The sequence below is a fragment of the Rhizobium rhizogenes NBRC 13257 genome (genome assembly GCF_000696095.1).
Lineage (GTDB): Bacteria > Pseudomonadota > Alphaproteobacteria > Rhizobiales > Rhizobiaceae > Rhizobium > Rhizobium rhizogenes.
In genome coordinates this window covers 46905-69613 of sequence record NZ_BAYX01000016.1, presented here as the reverse complement: position 1 = coordinate 69613, position 22709 = coordinate 46905, and the positions used below count along the sequence as shown (strand labels likewise).

22 protein-coding genes are annotated in these 22709 nt (G+C 56.1%); 12 read left to right on the top strand and 10 right to left on the bottom strand.

Annotated features, from left to right (window positions below; genetic code table 11):
- Positions 1-6: 6 nt before the first annotated feature.
- The 4 genes from RRH01S_RS27815 to pepT all read left to right on the top strand — a co-directional run bounded on the left by RRH01S_RS27815 (position 7) and on the right by pepT (position 5182).
- Positions 7-861: an ABC transporter permease gene (locus tag RRH01S_RS27815; protein WP_374188771.1), complete on the top strand. Its 855-nt coding sequence runs from the start codon at positions 7-9 to the stop codon at positions 859-861.
- The gene (locus RRH01S_RS27810) at positions 858-2522 is read left to right on the top strand and encodes a dipeptide ABC transporter ATP-binding protein (RefSeq protein WP_042475796.1); all 1665 of its coding nucleotides are present in this window, start codon (positions 858-860) and stop codon (positions 2520-2522) included. The genes RRH01S_RS27815 and RRH01S_RS27810 overlap by 4 nt, the downstream gene beginning before the upstream one ends.
- Positions 2523-2644: 122 nt before the next feature.
- Complete coding sequence (locus RRH01S_RS27805) at positions 2645-3883, top strand: CapA family protein (RefSeq protein ID WP_042475793.1); 1239 nt, start codon at positions 2645-2647, stop codon at positions 3881-3883.
- A 57-nt stretch (positions 3884-3940) separates the two neighbouring features.
- Positions 3941-5182: a peptidase T gene (gene pepT / locus RRH01S_RS27800; RefSeq protein ID WP_042475791.1), complete on the top strand. Its 1242-nt coding sequence runs from the start codon at positions 3941-3943 to the stop codon at positions 5180-5182.
- 346 nt (positions 5183-5528) lie between these two features.
- On the opposite strand, the gene RRH01S_RS27790 is transcribed toward pepT, so the two are convergent.
- The 4 genes from RRH01S_RS27790 to mobC form a co-directional block, all read right to left on the bottom strand.
- Complete coding sequence (locus RRH01S_RS27790; RefSeq protein WP_234711763.1) at positions 5529-6155, bottom strand: hypothetical protein; 627 nt, start codon at positions 6153-6155, stop codon at positions 5529-5531.
- A gap of 1 nt (position 6156) precedes the next feature.
- A complete protein-coding gene (locus tag RRH01S_RS27785) occupies positions 6157-6453 on the bottom strand; it encodes a hypothetical protein (protein ID WP_042475787.1) in 297 nt (98 codons plus the stop codon).
- Positions 6454-7115: 662 nt separating this feature from the next.
- A complete protein-coding gene (locus RRH01S_RS27780) occupies positions 7116-10700 on the bottom strand; it encodes an LPD7 domain-containing protein (protein WP_042475784.1) in 3585 nt (1194 codons plus the stop codon).
- Positions 10693-11100: a plasmid mobilization relaxosome protein MobC gene (gene mobC, locus RRH01S_RS27775; protein ID WP_042475781.1), complete on the bottom strand. Its 408-nt coding sequence runs from the start codon at positions 11098-11100 to the stop codon at positions 10693-10695. Before mobC ends, RRH01S_RS27780 begins: the two co-directional genes overlap by 8 nt.
- A 477-nt stretch (positions 11101-11577) precedes the next feature.
- Here mobC and RRH01S_RS27770 point away from each other — a divergent pair, with 477 nt between their 5' ends.
- The 4 genes from RRH01S_RS27770 to RRH01S_RS27755 all read left to right on the top strand — a co-directional run bounded on the left by RRH01S_RS27770 (position 11578) and on the right by RRH01S_RS27755 (position 13381).
- Positions 11578-12252: a ParA family protein gene (locus RRH01S_RS27770; RefSeq protein ID WP_042475778.1), complete on the top strand. Its 675-nt coding sequence runs from the start codon at positions 11578-11580 to the stop codon at positions 12250-12252.
- Between the two features lie 17 nt (positions 12253-12269).
- Positions 12270-12611, top strand: coding sequence for a hypothetical protein (locus RRH01S_RS27765; RefSeq protein ID WP_234711762.1), 342 nt, complete (start codon positions 12270-12272; stop codon positions 12609-12611).
- 227 nt (positions 12612-12838) lie between these two features.
- Complete coding sequence (locus tag RRH01S_RS34545) at positions 12839-13045, top strand: hypothetical protein (protein ID WP_042475772.1); 207 nt, start codon at positions 12839-12841, stop codon at positions 13043-13045.
- A gap of 9 nt (positions 13046-13054) precedes the next feature.
- Positions 13055-13381: a ribbon-helix-helix protein, CopG family gene (locus RRH01S_RS27755; protein WP_042475771.1), complete on the top strand. Its 327-nt coding sequence runs from the start codon at positions 13055-13057 to the stop codon at positions 13379-13381.
- 94 nt (positions 13382-13475) lie between these two features.
- Here the strand turns inward: RRH01S_RS27755 and RRH01S_RS27750 are convergent, their stop codons facing one another.
- Positions 13476-13835 (bottom strand): hypothetical protein, encoded by a 360-nt coding sequence (locus RRH01S_RS27750; protein WP_052365303.1) that lies wholly within the window; start codon positions 13833-13835, stop codon positions 13476-13478.
- 177 nt (positions 13836-14012) lie between these two features.
- Here RRH01S_RS27750 and RRH01S_RS27745 point away from each other — a divergent pair, with 177 nt between their 5' ends.
- On the top strand, positions 14013-14264 hold the full coding sequence (locus RRH01S_RS27745; protein WP_052365301.1) for a helix-turn-helix domain-containing protein: 252 nt from the start codon (positions 14013-14015) through the stop codon (positions 14262-14264).
- Between the two features lie 75 nt (positions 14265-14339).
- On the opposite strand, the gene RRH01S_RS27740 is transcribed toward RRH01S_RS27745, so the two are convergent.
- The 3 genes from RRH01S_RS27740 to RRH01S_RS27730 form a co-directional block, all read right to left on the bottom strand.
- Positions 14340-15620, bottom strand: a complete 1281-nt coding sequence (locus RRH01S_RS27740) for a type II toxin-antitoxin system HipA family toxin (RefSeq protein WP_042475769.1) — start codon at positions 15618-15620, stop codon at positions 14340-14342.
- Positions 15610-15948: a helix-turn-helix transcriptional regulator gene (locus RRH01S_RS27735; protein WP_041724081.1), complete on the bottom strand. Its 339-nt coding sequence runs from the start codon at positions 15946-15948 to the stop codon at positions 15610-15612. Before RRH01S_RS27735 ends, RRH01S_RS27740 begins: the two co-directional genes overlap by 11 nt.
- A gap of 763 nt (positions 15949-16711) precedes the next feature.
- Positions 16712-18082 carry a hypothetical protein gene (locus tag RRH01S_RS27730; RefSeq protein WP_012653106.1) on the bottom strand — a complete coding sequence of 457 codons (1371 nt, stop codon included), beginning with the start codon at positions 18080-18082 and terminating at the stop codon, positions 16712-16714.
- Between the two features lie 586 nt (positions 18083-18668).
- Between RRH01S_RS27730 and RRH01S_RS27725 the strand changes: the two genes are divergently transcribed.
- The 3 genes from RRH01S_RS27725 to RRH01S_RS27715 all read left to right on the top strand — a co-directional run bounded on the left by RRH01S_RS27725 (position 18669) and on the right by RRH01S_RS27715 (position 20257).
- Positions 18669-19121, top strand: a complete 453-nt coding sequence (locus RRH01S_RS27725; RefSeq protein ID WP_012653105.1) for a helix-turn-helix domain-containing protein — start codon at positions 18669-18671, stop codon at positions 19119-19121.
- 238 nt (positions 19122-19359) lie between these two features.
- On the top strand, positions 19360-19635 hold the full coding sequence (locus RRH01S_RS27720; protein ID WP_041724079.1) for a WGR domain-containing protein: 276 nt from the start codon (positions 19360-19362) through the stop codon (positions 19633-19635).
- A gap of 121 nt (positions 19636-19756) precedes the next feature.
- Positions 19757-20257: a ProQ/FinO family protein gene (locus tag RRH01S_RS27715; RefSeq protein ID WP_012653104.1), complete on the top strand. Its 501-nt coding sequence runs from the start codon at positions 19757-19759 to the stop codon at positions 20255-20257.
- Here RRH01S_RS27715 and repC read toward each other — a convergent pair.
- Together repC and repB are read right to left on the bottom strand one after the other, a co-directional pair.
- Positions 20235-21548 (bottom strand): plasmid replication protein RepC, encoded by a 1314-nt coding sequence (gene repC / locus RRH01S_RS27710; protein WP_012653103.1) that lies wholly within the window; start codon positions 21546-21548, stop codon positions 20235-20237. The two genes, RRH01S_RS27715 and repC, sit on opposite strands and share 23 nt — an antisense overlap.
- 156 nt (positions 21549-21704) lie before the next feature.
- Positions 21705-22706: a plasmid partitioning protein RepB gene (repB, locus tag RRH01S_RS27705; RefSeq protein WP_012653102.1), complete on the bottom strand. Its 1002-nt coding sequence runs from the start codon at positions 22704-22706 to the stop codon at positions 21705-21707.
- Positions 22707-22709 lie beyond the last annotated feature (3 nt).

The window sequence follows — 22709 nt, the reverse complement described above, 5'->3', positions numbered from 1 at the left end:
ATCAAAATGCTGGAACGAGTTTCCTATCGGCACCTCCTGACGGTTCCGAACGTTGTATTGACCTGCTATGTCGCGGTCGCCGTCGCCGCTCCGTTCATCGCGCCGCAAAACCCTTACGATCCGCTACAGATTTATGGCTGGGAGGCGTCCTCTCCTCCCGGAACCGTAGGCACCGGCGGATTCACCTACCTCCTCGGTACCGACGGCCTCGGCAGGGATATCGCCAGCTGCATCATCTACGGCCTTCGGATCAGCCTTCTGGTGTCGATCACAAGCGCGATTGTTGCCGCATTCATCGGCCTGATCGCCGGAGTGAGCGCCGCCTATTTCGGCAAGTGGGCCGACGCGGTGATCATGCGGCTTGTCGATCTTCAGCTCAGCCTGCCCACCATGCTTGTGGCACTGATCGCAATCGTCACTCTGGGGCCGGGCGTGGACCGCATCATCCTCGCACTCATCATCGTCCAGTGGGCGATCTATGCCCGGGTCGTGCGAAGCGTTGCTCTCAGCGAGACGGGCAAGTCCTATATCGACGCGGCACGCTCAATGCCTTTGCCAAGCGCGCGGATCATCCTGCGACATCTGCTGCCGAACAGCATTGCCCCCGCTGTAACCCTGCTACCGATCGAAATCGGCCATGCCGTGGCGCTGGAAGCGACACTCTCCTTCCTGGGGCTGGGCGTTCCTCTCGATCGGCCGTCCCTCGGCTCCACCGTCGCCAACGGATTTCAATATCTGCTGACCGGGCAATATTGGATCAGTCTTTTTCCCGGCTTCGCACTGTTTGGGCTGATCGCAACGATAAATTTCGTCGGCGAGGACGTCCGCCGCCTGTGGGATCCAAGGAGCAGATTAACATGAACGTATACAGCAAGACGCCTCCCCTGCTCGAGGTGCGGGATCTCACCCTCCGGCACAAAGGGGAATGCGGCCCGACGACCATCGTGCGGAACGTTAGCTTCGACCTAGGACGCGGCGAGGTTCTTGGCATCATCGGTGAATCCGGCGCCGGCAAGTCGACCATCGGAAATGCTGTCATCGGCCTGCTCGGAAAGTCCTTCGAGCAATCCGCCGGAACGATCCGACTAAACAACGTCGCGATCGAGACGCTGGGCCACAAGGAGCGCCAGAGGCTACGGGGAAGAACCATCGCAAGCGTCTTCCAGGACCACACATCCTCGCTAGATCCGCTCATGACCGTCGGCGCGCAGCTTAGCGAAACGATATCGACGATCCTTCCCGACCTTTCGCGAAAGGAGGTTTACGCTCGCGCCATAGAGCTTCTCGGGCGCGTCGGTATCTCTGATCCAGTCGGGCGCTATCATAGCTACCCGCACCAGCTCTCCGGCGGGCAGCGCCAGCGGGTCGTCATCGCGACAGCCTTGGCCGGATCGCCGTCCATCATCGTCGCCGACGAGCCGACCTCCGCGCTCGACGCCACCGTCCAGAAGCAGATTCTCGACGTTTTGCGGCAAATGGCCGACGACACAGGCCTCTCCCTTATTCTCATCACACACGACATGGGCGTCATCGCCCAGATCGCCGACAAGGTCCTGGTGATGAAGGACGGCGAGGTGGTGGAGCATAATTCGACATCCGAGCTTCTCGAAAGTCCGCAGGACGCCTACACGCGAAGCCTGCTTGCGGCAGTGCCACGCCTGCGCCTCTCACCATCGGCATCACAGGAAGCCGGCCATCCCACACTGGGACTCGATGGCACGCAAGCGGCGCCTATTCTCATCGTTGAAAATCTCTCGAAGACATTCAATGGGAGAAACCTCCGCAATGTATTTGGCAAGGCATCGACCAGGTTCGCTCTAGAGAACCTTAGCCTTGAGGTGGCGCGCGGTGGTGTGCTCGGAATTGTCGGCGAAAGCGGCAGTGGCAAGACGACGATCGGCCGCATCCTTGCCGGGCTGGAGACTGGAGATACCGGAAACGTCATTTTGGATGGCGAGGCCCGCAGCATCTCCCGGCGAGATGCTGGCCTCGGCCTGCTCGGCCATGTTCAGATGATCTTTCAGGATCCGTCCCTCTCGCTCAATCCCAGAATGACGGTGGCCGAGACCCTGAGCGAGTGCCTTCGTTTCACCGCAAGAGCCGGGGCCGACTGCAAGCCCTCCCGTGTCACGGAGGTGACCAACAGATTAGGCCTTGCGCACATTCTGCTGTCTCGCTACCCGCATCAGCTTTCCGGAGGTCAGAAGCAGCGCGTCTCTATTGCTCGCGCGCTTCTCGCGCAGCCGGCTCTGATCATTGCCGACGAACCAACGTCCGCCCTCGATGTTTCGGTGCAGGCCGAAATCATCGCTCTCCTCAAGGAGACGATTGCGGAAAGCAACCTATCGATGATCTTCATCTCTCACGATCTCGCGGTGGTCCAGGACATCTGCGACACGGTGTGCATCATGAAGGACGGCCGGATGGAGGATTTTGGCCCATCAGATTTCATCTTCGGCCGATCGGAGAATTCTTACACGCGGCGCTTGATCAATGCCCGCCCGACGATTTTTACCCACTGAGCGCCTCATGAGCGGACAGCCCTGAGGTCTGCCGGTTCCCGGCGGATCGGATGGATTCGTGCGTCCTGAAGGCAGAGATTTTTGAGCCGGCATGGATTTGCCGCACTAGGCGAGGTGTTCCGATGAATAAGGATTTTACGCTGGCCGTCACCGGTCAATCACTCATAAAATATAATATGAGGCAGGCAAATACGGCGGCCTTCCGGGAGGTGAGCGCTCTTCTGCAGGAGGCGGACTTAGCCTTCACCAATTTTGAAAGCACCATATTCGGAGCCCACGGCGGCTGGCCTTTGAAAGGGTCCTTTTTCGGAAGCAGCGCGCCGGACGTGCTCGATGCATTGAAGGAAATCGGCTTTGGAGCGCTTTCACTGTCGAATAATCACGCCTTCGACCTCGGGCCCTCAGGTGTGCTCTCTACCCTGGAAGAAGTCGAACGGCGCGGCTTCCTACATGCCGGGCTCGGGCACAACAAAGCGGAGGCTTCCCGTCCGGCGGTGGGAAAGATCGGCCAACGATCCGTCGCGGTCGTGGCAATGGACGGAGGTCCAGGCCCGGACTTCATGTACGCTGCAGGCGCGGCCAATGACCGACCAGAGCGCCCTGGCGTCAATCGGCTTCGTTTGTCGCAAATACTGGAGGTCGAAAGCGTCGCTTTCGAGCAGCTCAGGGAAATGCGTGACAAGATCGGTTATACCACCATAGATCTGATCAACGACAGCCAACCGGATGACGCACCTGTGATTGATCAGGACAGCGAGATCGGCATAGGACGTGCCATTTTTCGTCGTGCCGATCAATATGGGCGAACTGTCCGAATTGACGATGCGGATCTTGCCCGGAATCTCGACGCAATTTCCGACGCGGCGAATTCGGGCAGTCTGGTAGTGGCCTACCTCCACCACCACCATTGGGCCTCAGACTGGCTGGAGGTCCCCAATTGGGTCGGGGGCCTGGCGCGGCAATGCATCGACGCCGGTGCGTCTATTTTCGTGAGCCACGGCGCGCCGGTCCTGCAACCACTCGAAATCTACAAGGGCCGGCCGATCTTCTACAGCCTCGGCAATTTCATCTTTCACACCCGATCAGATATATCGACCTGGAAAAGAACGGAGGTTTGGGAGAGCGTGGTCGGTCTCTGCTCCTTCGGTTTCGACAATCGCCTGACCAGCCTGAAGCTTTATCCCGTGCTCATCGGCGGCGAGGAAGGCCTGCAGGATCCTACGATCGAGCGGCGTCTCGTCCCCCATCTTGCGATCGGTGCCAGTGCGGAAAGAATATTGCAAAGGCTCGCTACCCAATCCGAGAGGCTAGGCACCCGAATCGATATCGTGGAGGGCGTGGGCATACTCCGATTGAGCTAGGATAGCCTGCCACACATGATATCCCCTTTACCACCCAAGCCACGGACAGGAACTACCATGGATCCTTGCGACGAACTGATCGAGAGATTCTTTCGCTATCTCGCAATCGAAAGCCAGAGTGATGCCAAGTCTCCGACGCTGCCTTCGACGCCGGGTCAAGCCAGGCTTGCGGCATTACTCGCCGATGAATTGCGAGGTTTCGGCCTCGATAACGTGACCATCGATGACCATGCCATCGTGACCGCGATGAAGCCCGGCACACGGCCGGAAGCGCCGCGCATCGGATTTATTGCGCATCTCGACACCGTGGATGTCGGCCTGTCGCCGACCATTCGCCCGCAAATCCTGCGTTTCGACGGAGAGGACCTGTGTCTCAATCGTGATCGAGACATATGGCTTCGGGTTAATGCACATCCCGAAATACGCGGTTGGGAAGGTCAAGACATCATTTTCAGCGATGGGACAAGCGTGCTCGGCGCGGACAACAAGGCGGCGATCGCCGTTATCATGACATTGCTCGGCCGGCTCAATGCTTTGGGATCGCATGGCGACATCTGCGTTGCCTTCGTCCCGGACGAGGAAATCGGCTTGCGGGGCACAAAAGCGCTCGATCTTGGCCGTTTCCCCTGTGACTTCGCCTATACGATCGATTGCTGTGAACTCGGCGAAGTCGTCTTCGAGAATTTCAATGCCGCCTCTGGTGAGGTCGTTTTCACCGGGGTTAGCGCTCATCCCATGTCCGCCAAGGGCGTCCTCGTGAACCCGCTTCTAATGGCGATCGACTTCATCGCCCAGTTCAATCGTGCTGAGACCCCCGAGCGAACCTCCGGACGTGAAGGATATTTCTGGTTCAAAGACATCATAGCGAACGATACGGAAGCCCGGCTCAAAGTCATGATCCGGGATTTTGACAAGGAGAGCTTCGAGCGGCGCAAGCGGCGGATCGCAGAAGCAGCCGATACGGTTGGCTCGATCTACCCAGCAGGGCAGATCGTGCATCAAGTAAGCGACACCTACCACAACATCCACGATCACTTGGGTGATGACAGACGTTCCATAGACCTGCTCTTTGCTGCTTTCGACAGGCTAGGTATCGAACCGAAGCCAATTCCCATGCGGGGAGGAACCGATGGAGCCGCCCTCTCTGCAAGAGGATTGGTGACGCCGAATTTCTTCACGGGCGCCTACAATTTTCATTCCCGCTTCGAATTCCTTCCAGTGCCTGCATTCGAGAGATCGTTCCAAGTCGCGCAGACCATCTGCGTTTTGGCGGCTGGCGATGTCCGACACTACCCGTAAAATGGGCCCGAACACGACTATTGCCGATAACACTTTTGTCGTGAGCATCGCTCATATCGGCTTGGGCAAAAACAGCGCGAGAGCCTTCGCCCTAGATCAGTTCGAAGGCAACAGGGATATCAATCATTCGCCGAATGGTCGGTCTATTGCTTTGATCAGGCGCCACGGATTTCTGGTGAAGTCCGTGAAAGCGACTTCATCGACGTTGTAGCTGACGGGGATGCATCAGCAGGCTCTTTGCTCAAAACTTTCGGATACGAAGTTATGTTGCGTCTTCGTAAGTCAGATAACGCGCCTAGCATCAGGCGATCTTAGAAGAAGAAAATAGTTACAACAGAGCGGAATTTCACTCGCAGTGTCTCGGAGCCGCAAGGCTCTTCACAAGCCTTTCGACGATAGCACCATATCGCTTTTGGTCGACTTGTGGGTATTCGAGCGAAAAATTGCCCATGGCATCATCGCAGAGCGCAATCTCTCTCACATAAAGGATGCGGCCGTCTCGGACCCCGGAATAACTCGCCCAAGCCGTCGCGTGCTTCTCGTAAGAAATCTGCCAACCTTCGTCAGAGTACGACTTGCGTCGGTAGTCGCTCTCCGCTTTGAATCCTCCCTGCATGATTTGGTTGCCCCACACCAACAGCATCGCCGATCCATTCAGCGAAACCAGCTTCATACCGTCATTATTGTCGGCGACCGAAACGACCTTGAACTCCGATGGGAGATCGATCGAATAGCCGAACCTCGAATTCTGGTAGGGCTTGTAGTCAGCAGCCACAGCCGATGTTGACAACAAACATAAAGTGACTACAGCGCGCCCAATCATGCATTTCCTCCTGTAGAATACCAAGATGCCGACCTTGGATTTCTTGTCACCAGCGATCATCGTGGGCGGCGTCAGTCGTCTTTTGCATACTGCGTAGTTCTGCAATTTTCCACTCGACAGACTGAAGCTGCGCGTTTCTGTGCGTTCCATGTCAGTAGATGATTTCGATGACTTCGTAGCTCTTCACAAAGGCGCCTGCGCCTTCATTCAGCAACGCAAAGATGCTTTTCTTCGAGATCGGAACAGTTTCGATCTTCTCAAGCTGCATGGGCGACCACGTGTTCTCCGGCTCGCTCTCGACGTCTGCGCGCAGATCATGAAGCGCCTCGCGTGCACTGCTCTCGTCGTGAAAGAAAATCTCTGGAATACCCGTATAGGCCCACCGATCATCGCGGCCCTTGCCAGCAGTTGAGTAAGTGTAAAAGGTGAACGTCTCGCCATGGGACATGCTGTACCTCCAAATGCTTTCCGATACTGTGAGTGGCTATCCAGATCGAATATGACCAACATTCGAGCCGGGTCGCTACTCATAAAAGTATTAGCTCGCCGTCAATTGTAGGATCCTACAGTCCCCGCGATATGTGTTGCAGTCTGCCCCCCCAAAGCCAGCAAGGAATCGCGTTAAAGGTCATGACTGACACAGAAACAGCCGTTCGAGGCCGGGAGACTCTGACTGGCATTAAGCCTCTCGCTGCGGAATATTACCGGCTGACCCGCAAGCTGCGCGCCTGACGGGAGCGGGGAACGCATCCAGATCCAGGGACGAGCTTTCAACTCGCGCCAGAGGCTCGGCCGGATTAAGCAAGCTGCAACACGGTCCTGCGAGTGCTTCTCGACCACGCCACTTGGATCTTCGCGAGATCTGGGAGGCACCCTACACGGCCGTCGCAGAGCGGCTTGCGCGGCCAAGGCCCAAAGCTCGGAAGCGGCGCGCGCTTGGTGTGCTCGAGTTCAAGCGCCTTGCCGTCAAAGTCTGGCCAACTGGCTGATGGCACCTGTCGTGGCCGTTGGCCTGGTGTTCTCACCTGCGGGTCACCGCGCCATACATACTTTGTGGCCTGCCGCTCCGAGTTCTCTCATGTTCGTCAGAAGAGCCAAACCCTCGAGAACCTATTGCCTCTGACGTGGCTTCCGTGACTGCTTTTGCGCTTCGACCTGACGGTTCTCTTGTTTCTCAGCTAGCAGCTCCTGTTGGATCTGACGTTGGCGCTCGATTTCAGGCGACTGATTCACATCGACCGGGATCGGCTTTGACGGATTCTGATCCACCACGCGTTCGGCGCGAACGGCCGCACTTGCCTCGGCCTGGGTGCGATATGCATGATCCTCGCCGCCGCCGTCGACCGGCCGCTCATTCGTGGCGGCACCGCGCTCGGCTTGGCGAACCTCGCGCTGCGCCTCGGCATCCGTTCGATCACGAACGGTTTCAAGCGCGATGGCAATTTTAGCATCGCTTCGACCTATAGTATTGTCGGTAAGCTTGTCCGAAGGACCCGCCCGCCCGATCTGCCAATTATGGCGATTCCTGAGTTCACCATCGACAACGACCGGCTCGGAACCGGTATAGCTTACGGTGATATGCTCGCCGATCTCAGGCCTATGCGTCCGCATTTCCCTTTCGAGGCCGACACCCCAGATTGTTTGCTGGTCGCCATTGGCCCGCGCAAGCGTAACATAATAGCTCGCGTCATTTTCCGGATTCTGCTCGTAAGGCGCAGCACCATGAGCAACAAGCCGACCTTGTCTCATGGTCGCGCTGACGGAGCCGGCCTCCCTGCCCTCTCCGACCGGGCGATCGAGCTCGGTGTCGCGCAGTGTCTGTGAGCCGTCGACGAACCCCGTCAGTTTTTCTTCCCGGGCCAGCTCTCTTTGCCGGCGCTGATCGACCTTCTCCCTGGCGGCAGCGAGCTTCTCCTGCAGCTCGGGATTGGAAATCTGGAAACCGTGTTCGACCGCAAGCTCGACAGCCAGCGCCTTATCCTTTGCGGATCCGTTGACGGTGATTGTATCCCATTTTTTCGCGGCCTCGCGCATTGCTGCGAGCATCGCGCCCCGGTCGCGGTCGGCAGGCCTGACCTTGTCGCCGTCGATCACCGGTTCCGACGACCTTTCTGGAATGACGAGCTCAGTAGCAGACGCCGGGGTCTCTATTTGTGTCTCAGGCTTTGCGCTCTCGGGGAGTACGCCTGGGGCAATCCCGGCACGACCAGCCCGATTTCGGGCAATCCGCTCACTCGCCACGACGAGCTTGTCCTGCAGCTCAGGGTTGGTGATCTTGAACCCATGCTCCGCGGCAAGCTCGACGGCGATCGCTTTGTAGCTGTCGGTTCCATTGATCGTCAAAGCGTCCCATTTCTGCGAAGCCACCTGCATGGCCGCCAGCACTGCCTCGCGATCCTTCCAACGGGCAATCTCGACTTTGTCGCCATGATCGGTAAACGCAACGGCGCCGGCGCTGCCGTTCGCCGTCCGATTGACATAGCGGATCACCTCACCCCGCTCCTCGGCAGCAAATTGGCTGAACTCATGTTTTATGGGCTGGACAAAGCTCTCGCCCTCGACCGTTCCCCGTCTCTTCTCGATCGTCTCTTGCGCCTTGAGCATCTCCTGCTGCGTCCGCTTCAGCTTGCCATGCAGTTCGTCGATTTGCGGTTGGCGGTCGGTCGGAAGATTTTTCCTGATGACCTCCATCTGCTCGTCCATCTCCGCGAAGGAGGTTTTCATAGTATCGAGATTTGCCATGTCGTCGGTCTCCTTTGTCGCAGTGCCTATCTGATATCCGGGGGATTGGTCTTCGTTGGCGATCTCCTCGATCGCTCGAACAGCAATCTCGCTGCGTTGGCGAAACCGCATAATCCTTGCAGTGGTTGCTTCTGCCGGAGGAACCAGGCGCATCGTGTCCGCCAGTTCGCGGGCGACCACGAAGCGGTCATCGCCGCCGCCCATGCGAGACTGACCGCGCGCCGGCTTGATCTGATGCATCTCGGTCGGACGAACATCGATGAAGCTCAGCGCTCCGCCATACCGCTCGGCCAATTCCGCAGCCTGGGCGCGATCACGGGTAAAGATCGGCGCCGACGAACGGGAGGCCGGCCGTTCGGCACGATAGAGACGCAGCACACCGGCCTCCGGAGCGATCTCAGGAACCGCCTGCGTGGTAACAGCTGCCACGTGACCCCAACCATGCGCCGAGGCCGCCGCACGGCGCTTGCCCTCTTCCCGAGCCGGAATATGAACGGCACCATTCTTCACCGCTTCGACGCGTCGGCGCGCGTTGTCCGTGGCGATGCCGCGTTGAATGCGACGAATATCCTTCAGCTTGTAGCCGGGCGGATTGGCCCGCTCGAAACGGCTTACCGCATCCATCGGGATATCCCGCTCCCGCGCTTCTTCGGCGAGTGTCTGGCGCCAGCGCTTAAAATCCTGGATGCGCGGATGAAGACGCTGGCCGGTCTCAGACTGCATTTTCACCGCCGCGTGAACATGCAGATGTTGCCGATCCTCATGCAACACAAAGGCGTAACGATGCCCGGCAAACTCCCGGGCAAGTGTTTCGCGCACGGCGTCAACGAAGCGTTCGCGCGATGTGCCAGGTTTGGCGCTGAAGATGATATGGGCGACGTCGCGTCGTTCCTGCGAGCGAAGATCCCGCTTCCAGTCCTTTGCTTCTGCCAGAGAGCTCGCGCCGGCGCCAACCAAGACATCTCCAACGAAAGTTCCACCCTTGTCCATGCGAGCCGACCACACGGCATGGCGCGTCCCCTTGCGGACCTGGGCAAGATAGCGGCCGACACCCTCAACTCCATGCGCAAAGCCATGAACCTCGATTGCCGTGCCAGCACCGAATGTGTCTTCGAGCCGTGCCGCGAGGCCGGCCAGTGATTTCCGATTGTTGTAGATGCGCTGCACGTGGTGCTGCCTGGGATGAGCGCGCGCCGCGGCACTCATGACGAGGTCGACGATCCGCCCCTCTCCCGCGTCAGTCGGCCGGCTCGCCCATGCTATCCGATGACCGGGCAATGCCACCTTCAACGCCGCGCCGATGGTTTCATCAGAATCCGAACGAACTGACAGCGAGAGCCGCAGTACATCCTTTGACGGCTGCCGGCCGTCCTCTTCCGCCCATTCGTCGGCGAGCGCCTGGATCCATTGCCCACCCGCCATTTGCGCACCGGTCTCGCGCTCGACGGCCAATTCACCATCCCGGTTCTGATAGGTGAGAAGTTTTGCGACACGGCTGCTTCCGGCGGCATAGCTGACGAGCTTAACGACAGCCGGCTGTGATCCCCCGGCGATCGCAAGGCGTTCCTGCGGACCAGCGATCCGGATGCGAGTTTCCGCCTTCGCTCCCGCAGTGCCAGTGCCGGTATTCGGCCCAGGTTTCAGCTTGGTCTTATCAGGCTGACTGAGGCTGCGAGCGGGTAAGCTGCCCCCGCCTCCCCCACCCCTACGACGCTTGCGCCACTCATCTTCGAGCAGCAGATCCATCGGTGCGGCACCCGTGCGCGGCTTGCTGCCCGTATATGGTAGACCAACGGGCCCATGCCGCTTCGGCTTTGGTCCGGGCTTCTGCCGCACCTTCTTCATGGGCAGTATATCGACGCCCTGCTGCGACGGGAAACTGGCGGCTATACGCTGCCTTTTGCGTCGCTCGATGTCATCAAGCAGTTCGACGAAGGCGTCGACGTCAAACATCGGTTCTCACCAGACGCAGTCCGCGAGTGCGCCCCCTCGCCCTCAGCTCGTCGAGATCACGTTCGTGCTGCGCGACGAGCCTTGCGAGCCTTTCGACACCGCCCAGCAGAGGCTCATAACCGGGTGTGCTGCCGCTGTTCAGAACACGCGCAATCTGGTTCAGGTTGACGCCGATCTTACGAAGCTGAACGATTGTCGATTGAATTTTCTTCGACATATCTCCCTCGAAAGTTGGACCAAGGCCAGAAGCCTCGCGGGCCAATCGCCTCAACACCTCGCTGGTGGGCAGTGCGGCATCCGTGGCAAAGGCGATAAGGGCGCAGAATTCGGCCTCCGACAGCCTGACACGCACCGATCTGTTTCGGTTCGTTCGCCTTTGTCCAATCCCGATCTCGCTCATGCCTTCTCGCTCCGGTCGCCCTTATGGCGACTGCCGGACGAGCCAATCAGCCGTTAGGCCGCCCATCGGGCACAGACAGTTTTCGTACACCGAAAACTGCTATCCTGCCAACCAAATAATTCACTTTATCATTATATTTCAGTTACTTATATAACTTCTAGAAGTGGCCACACTGCAATCATTTCCGGCAGTATCAGTAGTGATGACAGTACGCGCACTCCCAAAACGGAGCACAGTGGCAAGAGCGCATGACGGGCTGGAGCTGATATCAGTGATGCAAGCAACGGCCCTGCACAAAGTCAGATCAGCGACCGCAGCTTTGGGACTAATGCTGCTGGCAGAAGCGCCGGCACATGCACAGCTGGGACCAGCACCCAACCTGCGATCAGTGCCTGTAGCAATAACGCTTGCAAAAGGTGGAACCGGTATTTATTTGGTATATATAAATACATTCACCACACCATGGGGACTTGCTCAATGACCATCATCGCTGTGGCGAACTCAAAAGGCGGTGTCGGCAAATCCACCTTATGCCTTCTCATCGCATCCGAGCTTGCCCAGAACGGCGCCAAGGTTCTGATCATCGATGCCGACCAAAAGCAACAATCCTGTCTTCAGTGGGTGAACCGATGCCAGCGCGCTGGCACCTTGCCGCCATCACTGATGGTGGTACCGGCAAACACGCCACAGGATCTGAAAGTCGCGCTCACGACATCGAATGCCGAAATCATCCTGATCGACGTCCAGGGTTCCATGAACGATCTGTTGATCGCGTCGATTGTCTCGAGCGACATCACACTGGTGCCGACCAAGGCCAATGTGATGGAAATGGTGGAGACCGTAAAACTCTTCGAGTGGGCTGAGAACAATCTGAAACGAGCACCCCTCAGGCTCATACTCAATCGCGTTGAAGGCATCGACACCAACACGACGGCGTTTCAGGACGCGGTGAAGATGATCCGCGACAACAGGCTTCCGGCTCTGCCGACATTCGTGCGAGCGCGGAAAGTCTACGAGCAATTTTCGAAAGAGGCGGGCTCGCTTGCCCATATCGGAAAAGACCCAGGCAAATCCGAGCAGGTGGCCAAGGCTCGAGGGAACATTATCAGCGTGATCACCGATATCACCAGGATCGTAAGCGACGCTGCATGAAGCGAACGGAGGACGACATGACGGATATTCCGCCTCTGCCAAAGTCACGCCGCAATTTGACAGACCTGGATTCCTTGATCGCCGATTCCATCGGAAGACTAGGTTCCTATGATGGAATGCACGGGGCGTCGGCAGGCAGCCGGAATGTCGTCGACCCATCAACCACGGAAGAAAAACCACAAGCGGCCGCCCCTCCTAATCCTGGCTCCATCGACGAAAAGCCGGAACGGTTTCAGATCGCTTTGTCCGGTGCTGTGATCATTGCCGCTAAGCTCGAGGCATTGAAACAAAAGACGACGGCCAGCGATATTACAGAGCGCGCCCTCAGGTCATATCTGGGGATGCCTCCCAAAGCTTGATCTCGAATTGGACACACCACTCCGGGAGGCTAAGGCTTGATCGAACGAGTATCACCTGCATCTTCAGTCAGGTTTCCCACAAGGCTCCGCGATGAATTTTTGCGAGCTTGACTCCGCGTCGAAATGAGAACATTTTGAGAACAAACGCGAGCTGCGCCCCGGCCTGAGTTTTCAAACAATTTGATGAAGCGAACCGCCCCATCCGGCGGAATGGAGACGTGCGTCCAATGAGTATCGAAGCCGCTGCAATAGTAGAAGAACCTGCAATCGATCCGATCGATGCGATCATTGCCGCCCATAATGGGGACGCCAGGGCAGCCGTCACTGATCTCGTGCATAGGATTCAGCACCTTCGACATCAGCTTTCTCTTTCCTCCGCCGTGATGAGCAAAGGCATGACGCGCGGTTGGCAGCCGAGCCTTGACCAAACCTGAGGGAGAGAGATGATGAGTAATGCCATCTATCGAAGTGGGAGCGCGCGCATGCCAGGGGATATGGCGGGACAGCTTGAGTATATGGCCGATCGCATTGGCGACGCATCCCGCGCCGATCTACAGGTGCTGCTGCGACGTGCGGCGCTCCTGATCCGCAACGCCGCGCCGATTGGTCTTGAAGCGGAAATAGAAGACGCCTTGCAATCCATCGCCGGCGAGCTCGGTATGACGAGGAGCGACATGATCCGTCATATCGTCAAGGAATGGCTGGAAACGAATGCCTATCTACCGGTGCGCGAATTGGACGAGGATAGCGAGTTCAGCGGAAACGCCTAACGCAATAATTGCAGACGGACATTTCTCGAATGTGGGACGGTCTTCTCGCCGCCACCGCTCTCGGCATCCAGACACGGATAGCGTAGGGACACACTCAATGCGGTGATGCCTGCACAGACAGGAGCAGTTCGTGCACCGCTGCATTCACGATCTCCTCGAGTTTACGCCAGCCGTAAAGATTGCGTTCGGACACACGCTCTTGAATCGCGGCCAGCATCCAACCCGCTGAGGCGACGTCACCTGCGTCCTTATGGATGTTAAAGTGTTTCAGGCATGCCTCGATACACGGGCCAGCCGAACCGCCATCACGATCTATCGACATCGCCAGGGAACAGGCGTCATGATAGGCGTTCGCTATACGCTGCTTGCCTTGAGCACCGCTCTCAACGATTTTCCTGATTGTAAAAAGCAAGGCTTCCAGCAGATCGACCGTCTCATCGGGTATCACCTTCATACACCTCCTGCGACCTCAGACGCATTAAGGCCTAGCTGCGGTCAGAATGGCTGCATCGTTTTGTCGCCCACATGCAGATAAATCGAGCCCCACTTACGAAAACGCCCGGTTTCAAAGAATATCTGAATTTAAGATAACTGAAAAGCAGATATATTGAAAGCCCCATCTTGTCCGAAGATGGGTGATGACGTGACGAAAACTCTCGGCACGAAACGACATCGGGCGCTGATAGCGCTTCTAATTGAAAACCGTGAGGCCAAAGGCCTGACGCAGACGGATCTTGCCGGGAAGCTCGGCGAATATCAGTCTTTTGTCGCACGCCTTGAAAGTGGGCAGCGTAGAGTGGATGTGATCGAATTTCTTGAGCTTGCCGAAATCTTGGGCTTCGATGCAGCACAAGCTCTCAGTGCCGTCGCAAAAGCAAACTAGGCCTCAGTCTCGCTGCGCCAGGATGTGGGCCTTTGTCTCCTATTAGGCCAAGAATTTATGTGATGGCACTGCCCCCTATTCAATCAAGCCAATCAATTGAACGGGAGCCCCCTCGAAGGCGAACGGATTGAGGAATTGCCGACGCCAGAGAAGGTTTCTGTCGATCTCAGTCAGTCCACCTTCATCACAAACCTCGGACCAGCGATCCCGCACGGTAATAATCTGTCGCTCTATGATGCCGATAGCCTCCTCGACGCCCAGTTGAAACTGCGCGGCGGCCTCGATGCAGACAGAGAGACGGCTCTGCCTGTTGTCGCCGGCAATCAGCATCGCCTGCGTTGCCTCGTTGCCGGTTCGACCCTGCGGGCAGATATCGTAGGCGGGGGTCAGAGCAAGCGAAGTCCCATCCCAGAAGGCGGCATGATTTCGCGCGTGGTCGTCGGTGTTTCCGCACAGGATGTTGAAGACAAGTCGGCCAAAGAGCTCGTGTAAGGTCGCGCGGGGTGCCGCAAAGCGGTGGCGAATGATTTCGGTCAGATCCTGATAGCTCGCATAGCGGGCCATAAACTCATCCAGTTCGAAGAGGGTCAGTGCCGAAACTATCGCCTTTCTACGCCAGCCTCCTAGTAACCACAGGCGATCGAAACGCTGAATAAGCAGCACATCTTTACCAGCCGCACCCACAAGACGCACCCGCGCCACTTCCAACCCGGCAAGAGCGGCAAGCCGCATGGCGACGAACTCGGCCTTGACCACATTGTAGACGTCGGTTCGGGAGGAGAACTTAGCGATGTATTTGGTATCAGGCTCCTCGATGATTGCCTTGGGCCTTGCTCCTCCGAGCGAACTGCCATGAAAAAGCGCCTGATCAAGTTCCGGCGTGATTGGTACACCGGCCTCGACCCTCTCGGCAGCCGTCAGCAACTCCTCGAGAGAGGCCGTGTGCGCCTGTCGTGGCTCATACGCGGTTGCCGAGCGCTGGAAATCAAGGGCTCCGATGCGATCCGAGCCGGACTCAATCAGATAGGTCAGTTCGTCCAACTGGCCGATATCGATCGCCGCCCCCTTCTGTCCGAACCGGCGATTGACGATGACACGCCTCCCCCAGGCGTCGGGCGCAGCATCACGCAAGCTGCTCGGCATGGACAATCCGGCAGGAAGGGGAAGAACTCCCACTTTGAGCGGTAGTTCTGGATCGTAGATTGAAATAGCGTCGGGCCGTTCCAGATAGGAGCGGCCATAGTTGAACACCAACGTCGATCCGGCGCGTGACAACAGGCCGGCCACGACCGGCTCGGTTTTGCCCGGAAGCCAGATCCAGACATAGACTTCATCGAGTGCGACCTCAGAAGTCATCCTTGGCTCTCCGGGCGGGGTTACGTACGGATTGAGGAAGCAAGGTCAAGAGCTGATCATTCGTCGCGACCTTCGCGGCGATAGTCGTCTGGTCGGCGTCAAAAAGCCGAACGCCAACGATGGCGGCTGCCTCAAACACCGCACCAATCGCGCAGCCCATGTCGCCCTTCTCAATACGCTGGACAAGGCCCCGCGACATGCCAGCACGTTCCGCCAGTTCCTCGACAGTCAGCTTGCGATCTATCCGCGCCAGCTTGATGGATTGACCCAGCAAACGCGCTGCCTCCTCACTATACCGCGAATAGCTTCTAGCGGCTGGTTTGGCCATAAGCCTACTGCTCCATTAATCAGTCACGAACACATCTTGCGATCTATTTATGGGGATATTACCGCGCGAATGAGGCGAGCGCAATGATGCATAAATAGGGCACTGAAGAGATTTACGCACCATTTATGGATCAAATTTTTCGATTTTTGCCAAATGGAGATCACTAGAGGACATCTATTTGCCTTTAAAGGTAAGCTTCAATCAAAAAATCAGGCTAAGATTGTCCAATGCGCCATACCGTAATCCGCCGCTCGCAACACGCGGTCAGCCAGGGCGCGTTCCATACCGGCACTATTACGACTCTCGAGCAGATAAGAATGGCGAACCCTGAATCACCCGAACGACAGACCGCACGCTTCACCTACGTCTACGACTCTGAACAGAATTCGGCATTCAACGGCCAAATGGCATCGCATAGAATAGCGAGTTCCCGACGAACCGACATCCTATTCATCTCCACTTGCACTCCGACCACATCAATGGGATCGATAGATTGCAAGCTATGGCGCACGCCTTCCCAGTTGCACTTAATTTGACAATCTCGATACGCCGAATCTCAAATTATCTGTCAGACCAAACTGAAACGGTCGCATTCTTACGTCTAAATACCAAAGGACATCCGTGCCGATTGACAGCGGTTGAACCCGGCCGATGCGCTGGCATGTTTTCAAACAATTGGCTCGGCGCCATCACCACGCCGAAAGGCGGCGTGGTGATCTCACAAATGCGGCCGGTCATCTGCCGGCCGAAGAACTAAAGCTCACTATTGGAGCGTCAACGAGAACTGTCCGTCCTTGACATTAGCCTGCCAAGTACCATGGGTGGCTTGTGCTTGAGACAGCGTCCCCTGTTCCAGCACCTTGTCGCCCCGCATTTTTTGCACGATTACGTTAAAGGTAAATTGCATCTCTTCTTTCTTCCCGGCTGCGGTTGGAAAAGGAAACGAGAAAAGCGTCTCGCCAGGAATTCCTTCTTTCTCAATGTCGGAATGGCCTGCCTCGGTCATCACCCTATCCTTTCGATAAAGCTGATAGTCGTATTTAACCCATCCTCTTCCCTTGCAGCCCGCCCACACATTGAAAGGACCACGAATCGCGCCGCATCCTTGAACATGACCGCCAACGAAAACACAATGATCGCCCGATGGATTGATAGGACCAATGGAGCTTCCACAATTTGCCGATGGGTTAGAGATGTCCACGTGGTCAAAGCCTCCATTCTTGTCGATCAGACAGTAGTTTTGATCGACTGAATAGGAATCGTCGCAATGGCCGTTACCAGTATTGGAAAATTGCCCCTTGAGGTCAGGCAGAACCGTATCGACAAGATGACTTGTCGTAAGCGTTCCTTGTACATGGAAAGTTATCGGCGGATTGATCAAAAACTGAACGGATGGCGCAGTTTCAAGGCTGCGCGATTTCTCGGAACATCCAAGAACAAATCTTATTTTCCGTGTAATTGTCGTTAGTCCGTCGAGCGTGGCGCTAATCGCAATTTGCTTGCCTTTTGCGTCATCCAAAACGGATTGCGGTACAGCAAAGGATATTTCGGTATCTGTCCTTTGAAGCACCTGGGCTTCCGTTTTCGCGAACGAGACCTTTAGGCCTTTTCCCTGCAGCAAGAAGTTGCCGCGGACATGAATGACAGGTGCCTCATCATCCGCGCTTATCTCGACCGGTTCGACCTGCATCACTCTTGGTTTTGTGGTTCGACATGGCAAAGAATAGCTTGTGTCATACGCCACAATGTCACCCTCAATCATTAGGCTTCTTGCTCGATCAAAATTTTTCTTTGTAAGCTCGTCTGTGGCTTCTTTGGTCAGTGCAACAAGACGCTCGCCGTTCTGGACAAGTTGTCGCTGCTGATCAGTCATCTTATCAAACGCTAAGTTCAGATTCTTACCGAACATCTTATCGATATCAGTTAGAACGTTCTGAGCGTTTGCTTGATATGAGTTCCCTACACTTTTTGCATCATTGGTCGCCTCGTTTAGCGCCGACCGCATATCACCAATTGCTTGGGTAAGGCCTTGAACCACAATCCCCGCTGTTATCGGGTCAGCCTGCGCGAATGCCAGGGACGTCGATACCAAAACTATACCTGCGAATGAAATCAATGCGCTAATAGTTTTCATTTTCCCCTCCGTCAAAACTATAGCAATGATCGCACTTCAAGCTCTCACAACTCCCAAGAATAAGCAACTTATTCTTTTACATTAAATATCATTCATACAACTTAAGGTAATTTCGGATGAGATTCGGTTGTTAATACTTGAAATAATGTAGATATGGTCCAGATCCGCCAATCATGACACCGAAGGAAACACGCATTTGTCGACTCCGGTTCATAGCTACCTTGTAAATAACCTTTATCTGCCGTCGGTATGCTGCAAACTTCGTTTAATAAAAATAACTGTAGTCAAAAACATGATCAGGTATCCTTTGCCCAAACCTTGATCTGTGCGACATCGTTTTACGCGCGGATCTTCGCAGTTCGGGATGGAAATAGGTTGAATATCCAAAATTCTGATCAGGATATTCCACACCAATTGGCCGACAGACTTCCATATCCATGACTTGCCGCTCATAGGCTTGATGCAGAATATATGTTCCGCACTTACGCAATCACAGGCGAATTCCGGTGATAAGAATGTAGCAAGATTTCGAAAGTTTCGGCGCCGCCCTTCTCTATCATCGTCATCTCCAAAATCGGGGTATGACATGAGCAAACAACGAACGACATTCACCAAGATACGCCGGCACAAGGCGACACCTCAGGCGGAAACACTATCCAGAATCCATCCCGTCGACTTTTACGTCGGGCAACAGATCCGCATTCAACGAGTTCGTGCCAACCTCTCCCAAACCGAACTGGGAAAAGGGGTCGGTATCAGTTACCAGCAAGTTCAAAAATACGAGGTCGGCACAAATCGTGTCAGCGCTTCCATGCTTTGGGAAATTGGCAATTTCCTGAACGTGTTGCCGGCAATGTTCTTCGACGGGCTCCCGGAATCCGGCGCCGGAGATCTCACTCAAATTTCCCCACAAGCCAACGAAAGTCTTGCGTTCATTGCGACAACGGAAGGGCGCGAGTTGGTCGAACGACTGACGGATATGACGCCAGTGGCGAGACGCCGTCTTCTACTGTTGCTCAATGCCCTGGCGCAGGCATAGGGCTGGAACCACGCTCCGGTGGGCTAACCGGGCAGCGGAACTTATCGCTCCCCACTTCCCGGCTTCTTCCTGATTGCCTCCCAACCTCAAAATGAGACGATCGAAGCGCCAAATATTGCGGCCAGCTTTACATGCCTGCCCTATCCTCCTCTATTCCATCAAATGGTTGAATCGTTTGGGCCAGACCGATTCAAACCTCTGATTGGACGCAAAACCGCACCCGTGCGACTCTTCCGCCATGAGCCCGCAACCTTATCGACTTCACATCCAGCGCGTCGACCCCAGCAGGAACATGGCGCGCTTCTATGAGCTCGCGCTCGAGCCGACGCTGTTTGGCGAGACTTCGCTGGTGCGGATATGGGGTCGCCTTGGCACCAGGGGACAGCAACGCATAGACGTGTTTCCGAGTGAAAAGCCAGCTGTAGAAGCGTTCCTGGAACTCTTGCGGCAAAAGCGCGCAAAGGGTTACAGGCCTGGTCGGGTTGTAAATGGTCTAGAGAAACCCATTTTATAAAAGGGTATCTCTGTAACCTAACGGCGCAGCGACACCGCCATTTTATTGCGAAACCCTTTCAGGGCTGTCATCAAAATTGCACGTTCCAGTGTTTATCGGAACCGAGCAAGGAGAATGACCGATGACAAAACCCTGGACGGAGAGCCAAGGCGTGATCCCCGCAGCCTCTTCTGACCTCAACAAGGCTGAAGCCATTTCCGTATTGCTGATCCGCCCGATCGATCTTCTTCCCAAGTCAGCTGGTGACCCAATCCGCCCTTTTGCCATTGGCATTTGGAACGATATTCGCGCACTCCTGAAACCTGATACCGCCGTTACCGCGCTTCGGCGCGCAGTTTCCGCCTACACCCACTCGAAACGCTATTTTCTCGCCTGCGCCCAACCGGATGCTTTCCGGCATGATATCGACGGCAACGCGATCGCCCCAATTACGGAAGAAAATCGGATGGCCGCGCAGCTGGCGTTCACGAAAGTGGCAAAGCGTTCATCGGATGCTCCCGCCCCTCCCCTCGAACCGACGCCAGAACCACCGGAGGTTTCACGAGCAGCTCAAATCCGCGCCGGCCTGCTCAGCCGAAGCAAACCGAAAGCAGCGCAACCTACCCCGTCCTCCGTCCAGTAGGAGCATTTGCGCGCACCAGCGACATCAGCATCGGACCGATCGCAAACTGTCCTTGTTCAGTTCGCCGGGTCAGATCACGAAGATAGCCGCCAGCCGAGTTGATATGGCCGCCACGTTCGAGAATGCAGGCCATCACCGTCGCCGCATTTTCAGGCCCCATGGCCAAACAGGCATCTTGATAGGCAGACGGGCTCACTTTCAGCATGGTTCTGACGACGACAGCAGCTGACAACAGGTCACGCCAACTGCCGATCACACCGCTCGGGCCGTAATCGACAATCTGCGGGCAGGCTTGCAAGACCAGGCCCAGCGGAAATGATTTCAAATCCCCGTGGTTTTCCGCATTCGTGCCACCTACCGCGCCGGCTGATTTTCGCCTACCCACTTGCCGCGGGCTAACGGATACATCTGCCTTTTCAGCTGTCGGCACGGTTAGCGGGTCAGGTTTGTCTTCCGCTGGCGCGCCCTGCTTCGTTTCGAAGCTCGGTTCAAATTCAGTTGTAGATTCGGGGTTTGAATTCTGTATGTGACGCTCATTTTGATAGGGATTGCCGCTTTGATTTTGTGTTTTCAGCTGCATTTCCAATTGGATGACGATGTCGTCACGCAAAACGACCAGTTCATCGAGCAGATTCTCCAGCGCTGCTGTGGTCGGAAAGCGTGGGAGGCCCTCAATTAGGCTTCTGAAGCCCGTATGGATGCCCTGCCAATCTCCGCGGATCTGCTCAGCGAGTGCCGTCTCGATCAGTTTTGCGATATCGCGACGGCAAAGACTGATGCGTTCACGCAGCTGTTGGATATGGAGCCGCTCGGCTACCACTGTGGCGGCGAGATGCTCGATCTCTTCGGCTCGAGAAAGCAATGGGGCCAATGAAAAGCCAAAAGCCTCACTGACCTCCCCTTCCCTACCTCGGCGAGCGTAACGCTTGCCGTTCGGGCTATCCTTGCGAATGAGAAGCCCCGCATCGACCAGGGCGGCGAGATGGCGCCTAATCGTCTGCTCGGCCATGCCATGCGAGCGCAGTGACAGCTGAGCGTTCGAGGGGAACACGACCAGGCCGTTATCCTCGGACAATTCGTTCTTCGGATAGAAGCTCAGAAGCGCGTTCAGAACAGCGAGCGCACGATCAGTAACACCGAGCAATGGCTTGGCTTCACAGAGGGCACGGTAGATCTTCCATTTGTCGACCGACGTGGCAGGGTCGATTTCGCGCGTTAGCTTTTGGCTTGCGAGCATCCCAAGCGTCATCGGCCGCCGCCCAAAGGGCGTCGTCACATATCCAGTTTCCATTTGCCTTCACCTACGTTGAGGCAAAAAAAATCCGCTCATCAAAACGATGCCAAAGACTCTTGACTGTGATTCGTGAAAATGCGATTCTTGATTTGCTTAAGATCAGAGAAGGGCTTCCACGACAGCGTCGTTTTGGGGGCCTTTTTCTTTTGCGGCTTACGCTCCTTTACCTTGCTGAAATTCCGCAAAGAGATCCTGAAGTCTCTCCTGCACAAACTGATCGAAACCAGGTGCGGCCTTGCTATCGAAGACAAAGGTTGCACTGGATGCTGTCTTTTTGAATTTTACCGGAACGCCTGATATTTCCGACCTCGCGACCGATGATTCAGGAACTTGAGATTTCTTGGTCGCCAAAACCAGCGCACGCTGAAAGCGCTCATCACTTGAGAGCTTTCGAGAGTGGTCCGCGGACAACTCGACAATGATTGGTTCTGGAGCAACGCTCTCCAACCGCTCTCCCAGTTCAAGCCAACGTCTGCGGCCAATCTCTGGAGCAGCGCCGATGGTACTTATGAGATCCAATGGTACCTGCCTAGTGATAATCAGCATTTTAGAGAGCGCGGCCTTGTCCACTCCCAGCGCCGCCATGATGATATCTCGGCGGAAGCTGCGCTCTTCAAGCCGCAAAGCAAATAGTGCTTTCTCGATGTAGGAAAGATCAGTTCGCGCACTGTTTTCTTGCCCCTGGCTCACCACCAACTGATCGTCCGTCAGGTCTCGGACAACCGCTCGAACCTTGAAACCAAGCTCCCTTGCCGCCGCTAATCGGCGATGTCCATAGGCTACCTGATAGCGTCCCTTGGATGTGGGATGCGGGCGCACGAGGATCGGAACTTGCTGCCCATGCTCGCGGATCTGGTCTACGAGTTGAGCGAGTTTAACTGGGTCAATCTCCAATCGATCTGTGACGAAAGATCCATCAATCAGATCAGGATCAACGTCGATGATCGCCTGCCCTTCGGCAAGTTGCCGCTCGAGATCATTGGCGCGTTCCATTTTTTCGGTGATATTTCCAAGAGTCTTGGTAATGCCGCCAACCGGAATTGCGCTTCTCGTCTGAGGTACAAAACCGGCAATGGGTCGCGTGTCCCTCGGGGACTCAGCGTCGGACCGTGTTGTACTTGGCATGGAAACTTCAATGAGATTCTTTCTCGCCATCTA

What these genes read in the sequence shown, in the direction of transcription:
- RRH01S_RS27730 (WP_012653106.1), bottom strand. Translation starts at nt 18,082, where the DNA reads ATGAAAACTATTAGCGCATTGATTTCATTCGCAGGTATAGTTTTGGTA.
- RRH01S_RS27765 (WP_234711762.1), top strand. Translation starts at nt 12,270, where the DNA reads ATGACGGATATTCCGCCTCTGCCAAAGTCACGCCGCAATTTGACAGAC.
- RRH01S_RS27735 (WP_041724081.1), bottom strand. Translation starts at nt 15,948, where the DNA reads ATGGCCAAACCAGCCGCTAGAAGCTATTCGCGGTATAGTGAGGAGGCA.
- RRH01S_RS27750 (WP_052365303.1), bottom strand. Translation starts at nt 13,835, where the DNA reads ATGAAGGTGATACCCGATGAGACGGTCGATCTGCTGGAAGCCTTGCTT.
- RRH01S_RS27755 (WP_042475771.1), top strand. Translation starts at nt 13,055, where the DNA reads ATGATGAGTAATGCCATCTATCGAAGTGGGAGCGCGCGCATGCCAGGG.
- RRH01S_RS27785 (WP_042475787.1), bottom strand. Translation starts at nt 6,453, where the DNA reads ATGTCCCATGGCGAGACGTTCACCTTTTACACTTACTCAACTGCTGGC.
- RRH01S_RS27770 (WP_042475778.1), top strand. Translation starts at nt 11,578, where the DNA reads ATGACCATCATCGCTGTGGCGAACTCAAAAGGCGGTGTCGGCAAATCC.
- RRH01S_RS27810 (WP_042475796.1), top strand. Translation starts at nt 858, where the DNA reads ATGAACGTATACAGCAAGACGCCTCCCCTGCTCGAGGTGCGGGATCTC.
- RRH01S_RS27790 (WP_234711763.1), bottom strand. Translation starts at nt 6,155, where the DNA reads ATGGAACGCACAGAAACGCGCAGCTTCAGTCTGTCGAGTGGAAAATTG.
- RRH01S_RS27780 (WP_042475784.1), bottom strand. Translation starts at nt 10,700, where the DNA reads ATGTTTGACGTCGACGCCTTCGTCGAACTGCTTGATGACATCGAGCGA.
- RRH01S_RS27740 (WP_042475769.1), bottom strand. Translation starts at nt 15,620, where the DNA reads ATGACTTCTGAGGTCGCACTCGATGAAGTCTATGTCTGGATCTGGCTT.
- RRH01S_RS34545 (WP_042475772.1), top strand. Translation starts at nt 12,839, where the DNA reads ATGAGTATCGAAGCCGCTGCAATAGTAGAAGAACCTGCAATCGATCCG.
- RRH01S_RS27715 (WP_012653104.1), top strand. Translation starts at nt 19,757, where the DNA reads ATGACAAAACCCTGGACGGAGAGCCAAGGCGTGATCCCCGCAGCCTCT.
- repB (WP_012653102.1), bottom strand. Translation starts at nt 22,706, where the DNA reads ATGGCGAGAAAGAATCTCATTGAAGTTTCCATGCCAAGTACAACACGG.
- RRH01S_RS27815 (WP_374188771.1), top strand. Translation starts at nt 7, where the DNA reads ATGCTGGAACGAGTTTCCTATCGGCACCTCCTGACGGTTCCGAACGTT.
- RRH01S_RS27745 (WP_052365301.1), top strand. Translation starts at nt 14,013, where the DNA reads ATGGGTGATGACGTGACGAAAACTCTCGGCACGAAACGACATCGGGCG.
- pepT (WP_042475791.1), top strand. Translation starts at nt 3,941, where the DNA reads ATGGATCCTTGCGACGAACTGATCGAGAGATTCTTTCGCTATCTCGCA.
- mobC (WP_042475781.1), bottom strand. Translation starts at nt 11,100, where the DNA reads ATGAGCGAGATCGGGATTGGACAAAGGCGAACGAACCGAAACAGATCG.
- RRH01S_RS27720 (WP_041724079.1), top strand. Translation starts at nt 19,360, where the DNA reads ATGAGCCCGCAACCTTATCGACTTCACATCCAGCGCGTCGACCCCAGC.
- RRH01S_RS27805 (WP_042475793.1), top strand. Translation starts at nt 2,645, where the DNA reads ATGAATAAGGATTTTACGCTGGCCGTCACCGGTCAATCACTCATAAAA.
- repC (WP_012653103.1), bottom strand. Translation starts at nt 21,548, where the DNA reads ATGGAAACTGGATATGTGACGACGCCCTTTGGGCGGCGGCCGATGACG.
- RRH01S_RS27725 (WP_012653105.1), top strand. Translation starts at nt 18,669, where the DNA reads ATGAGCAAACAACGAACGACATTCACCAAGATACGCCGGCACAAGGCG.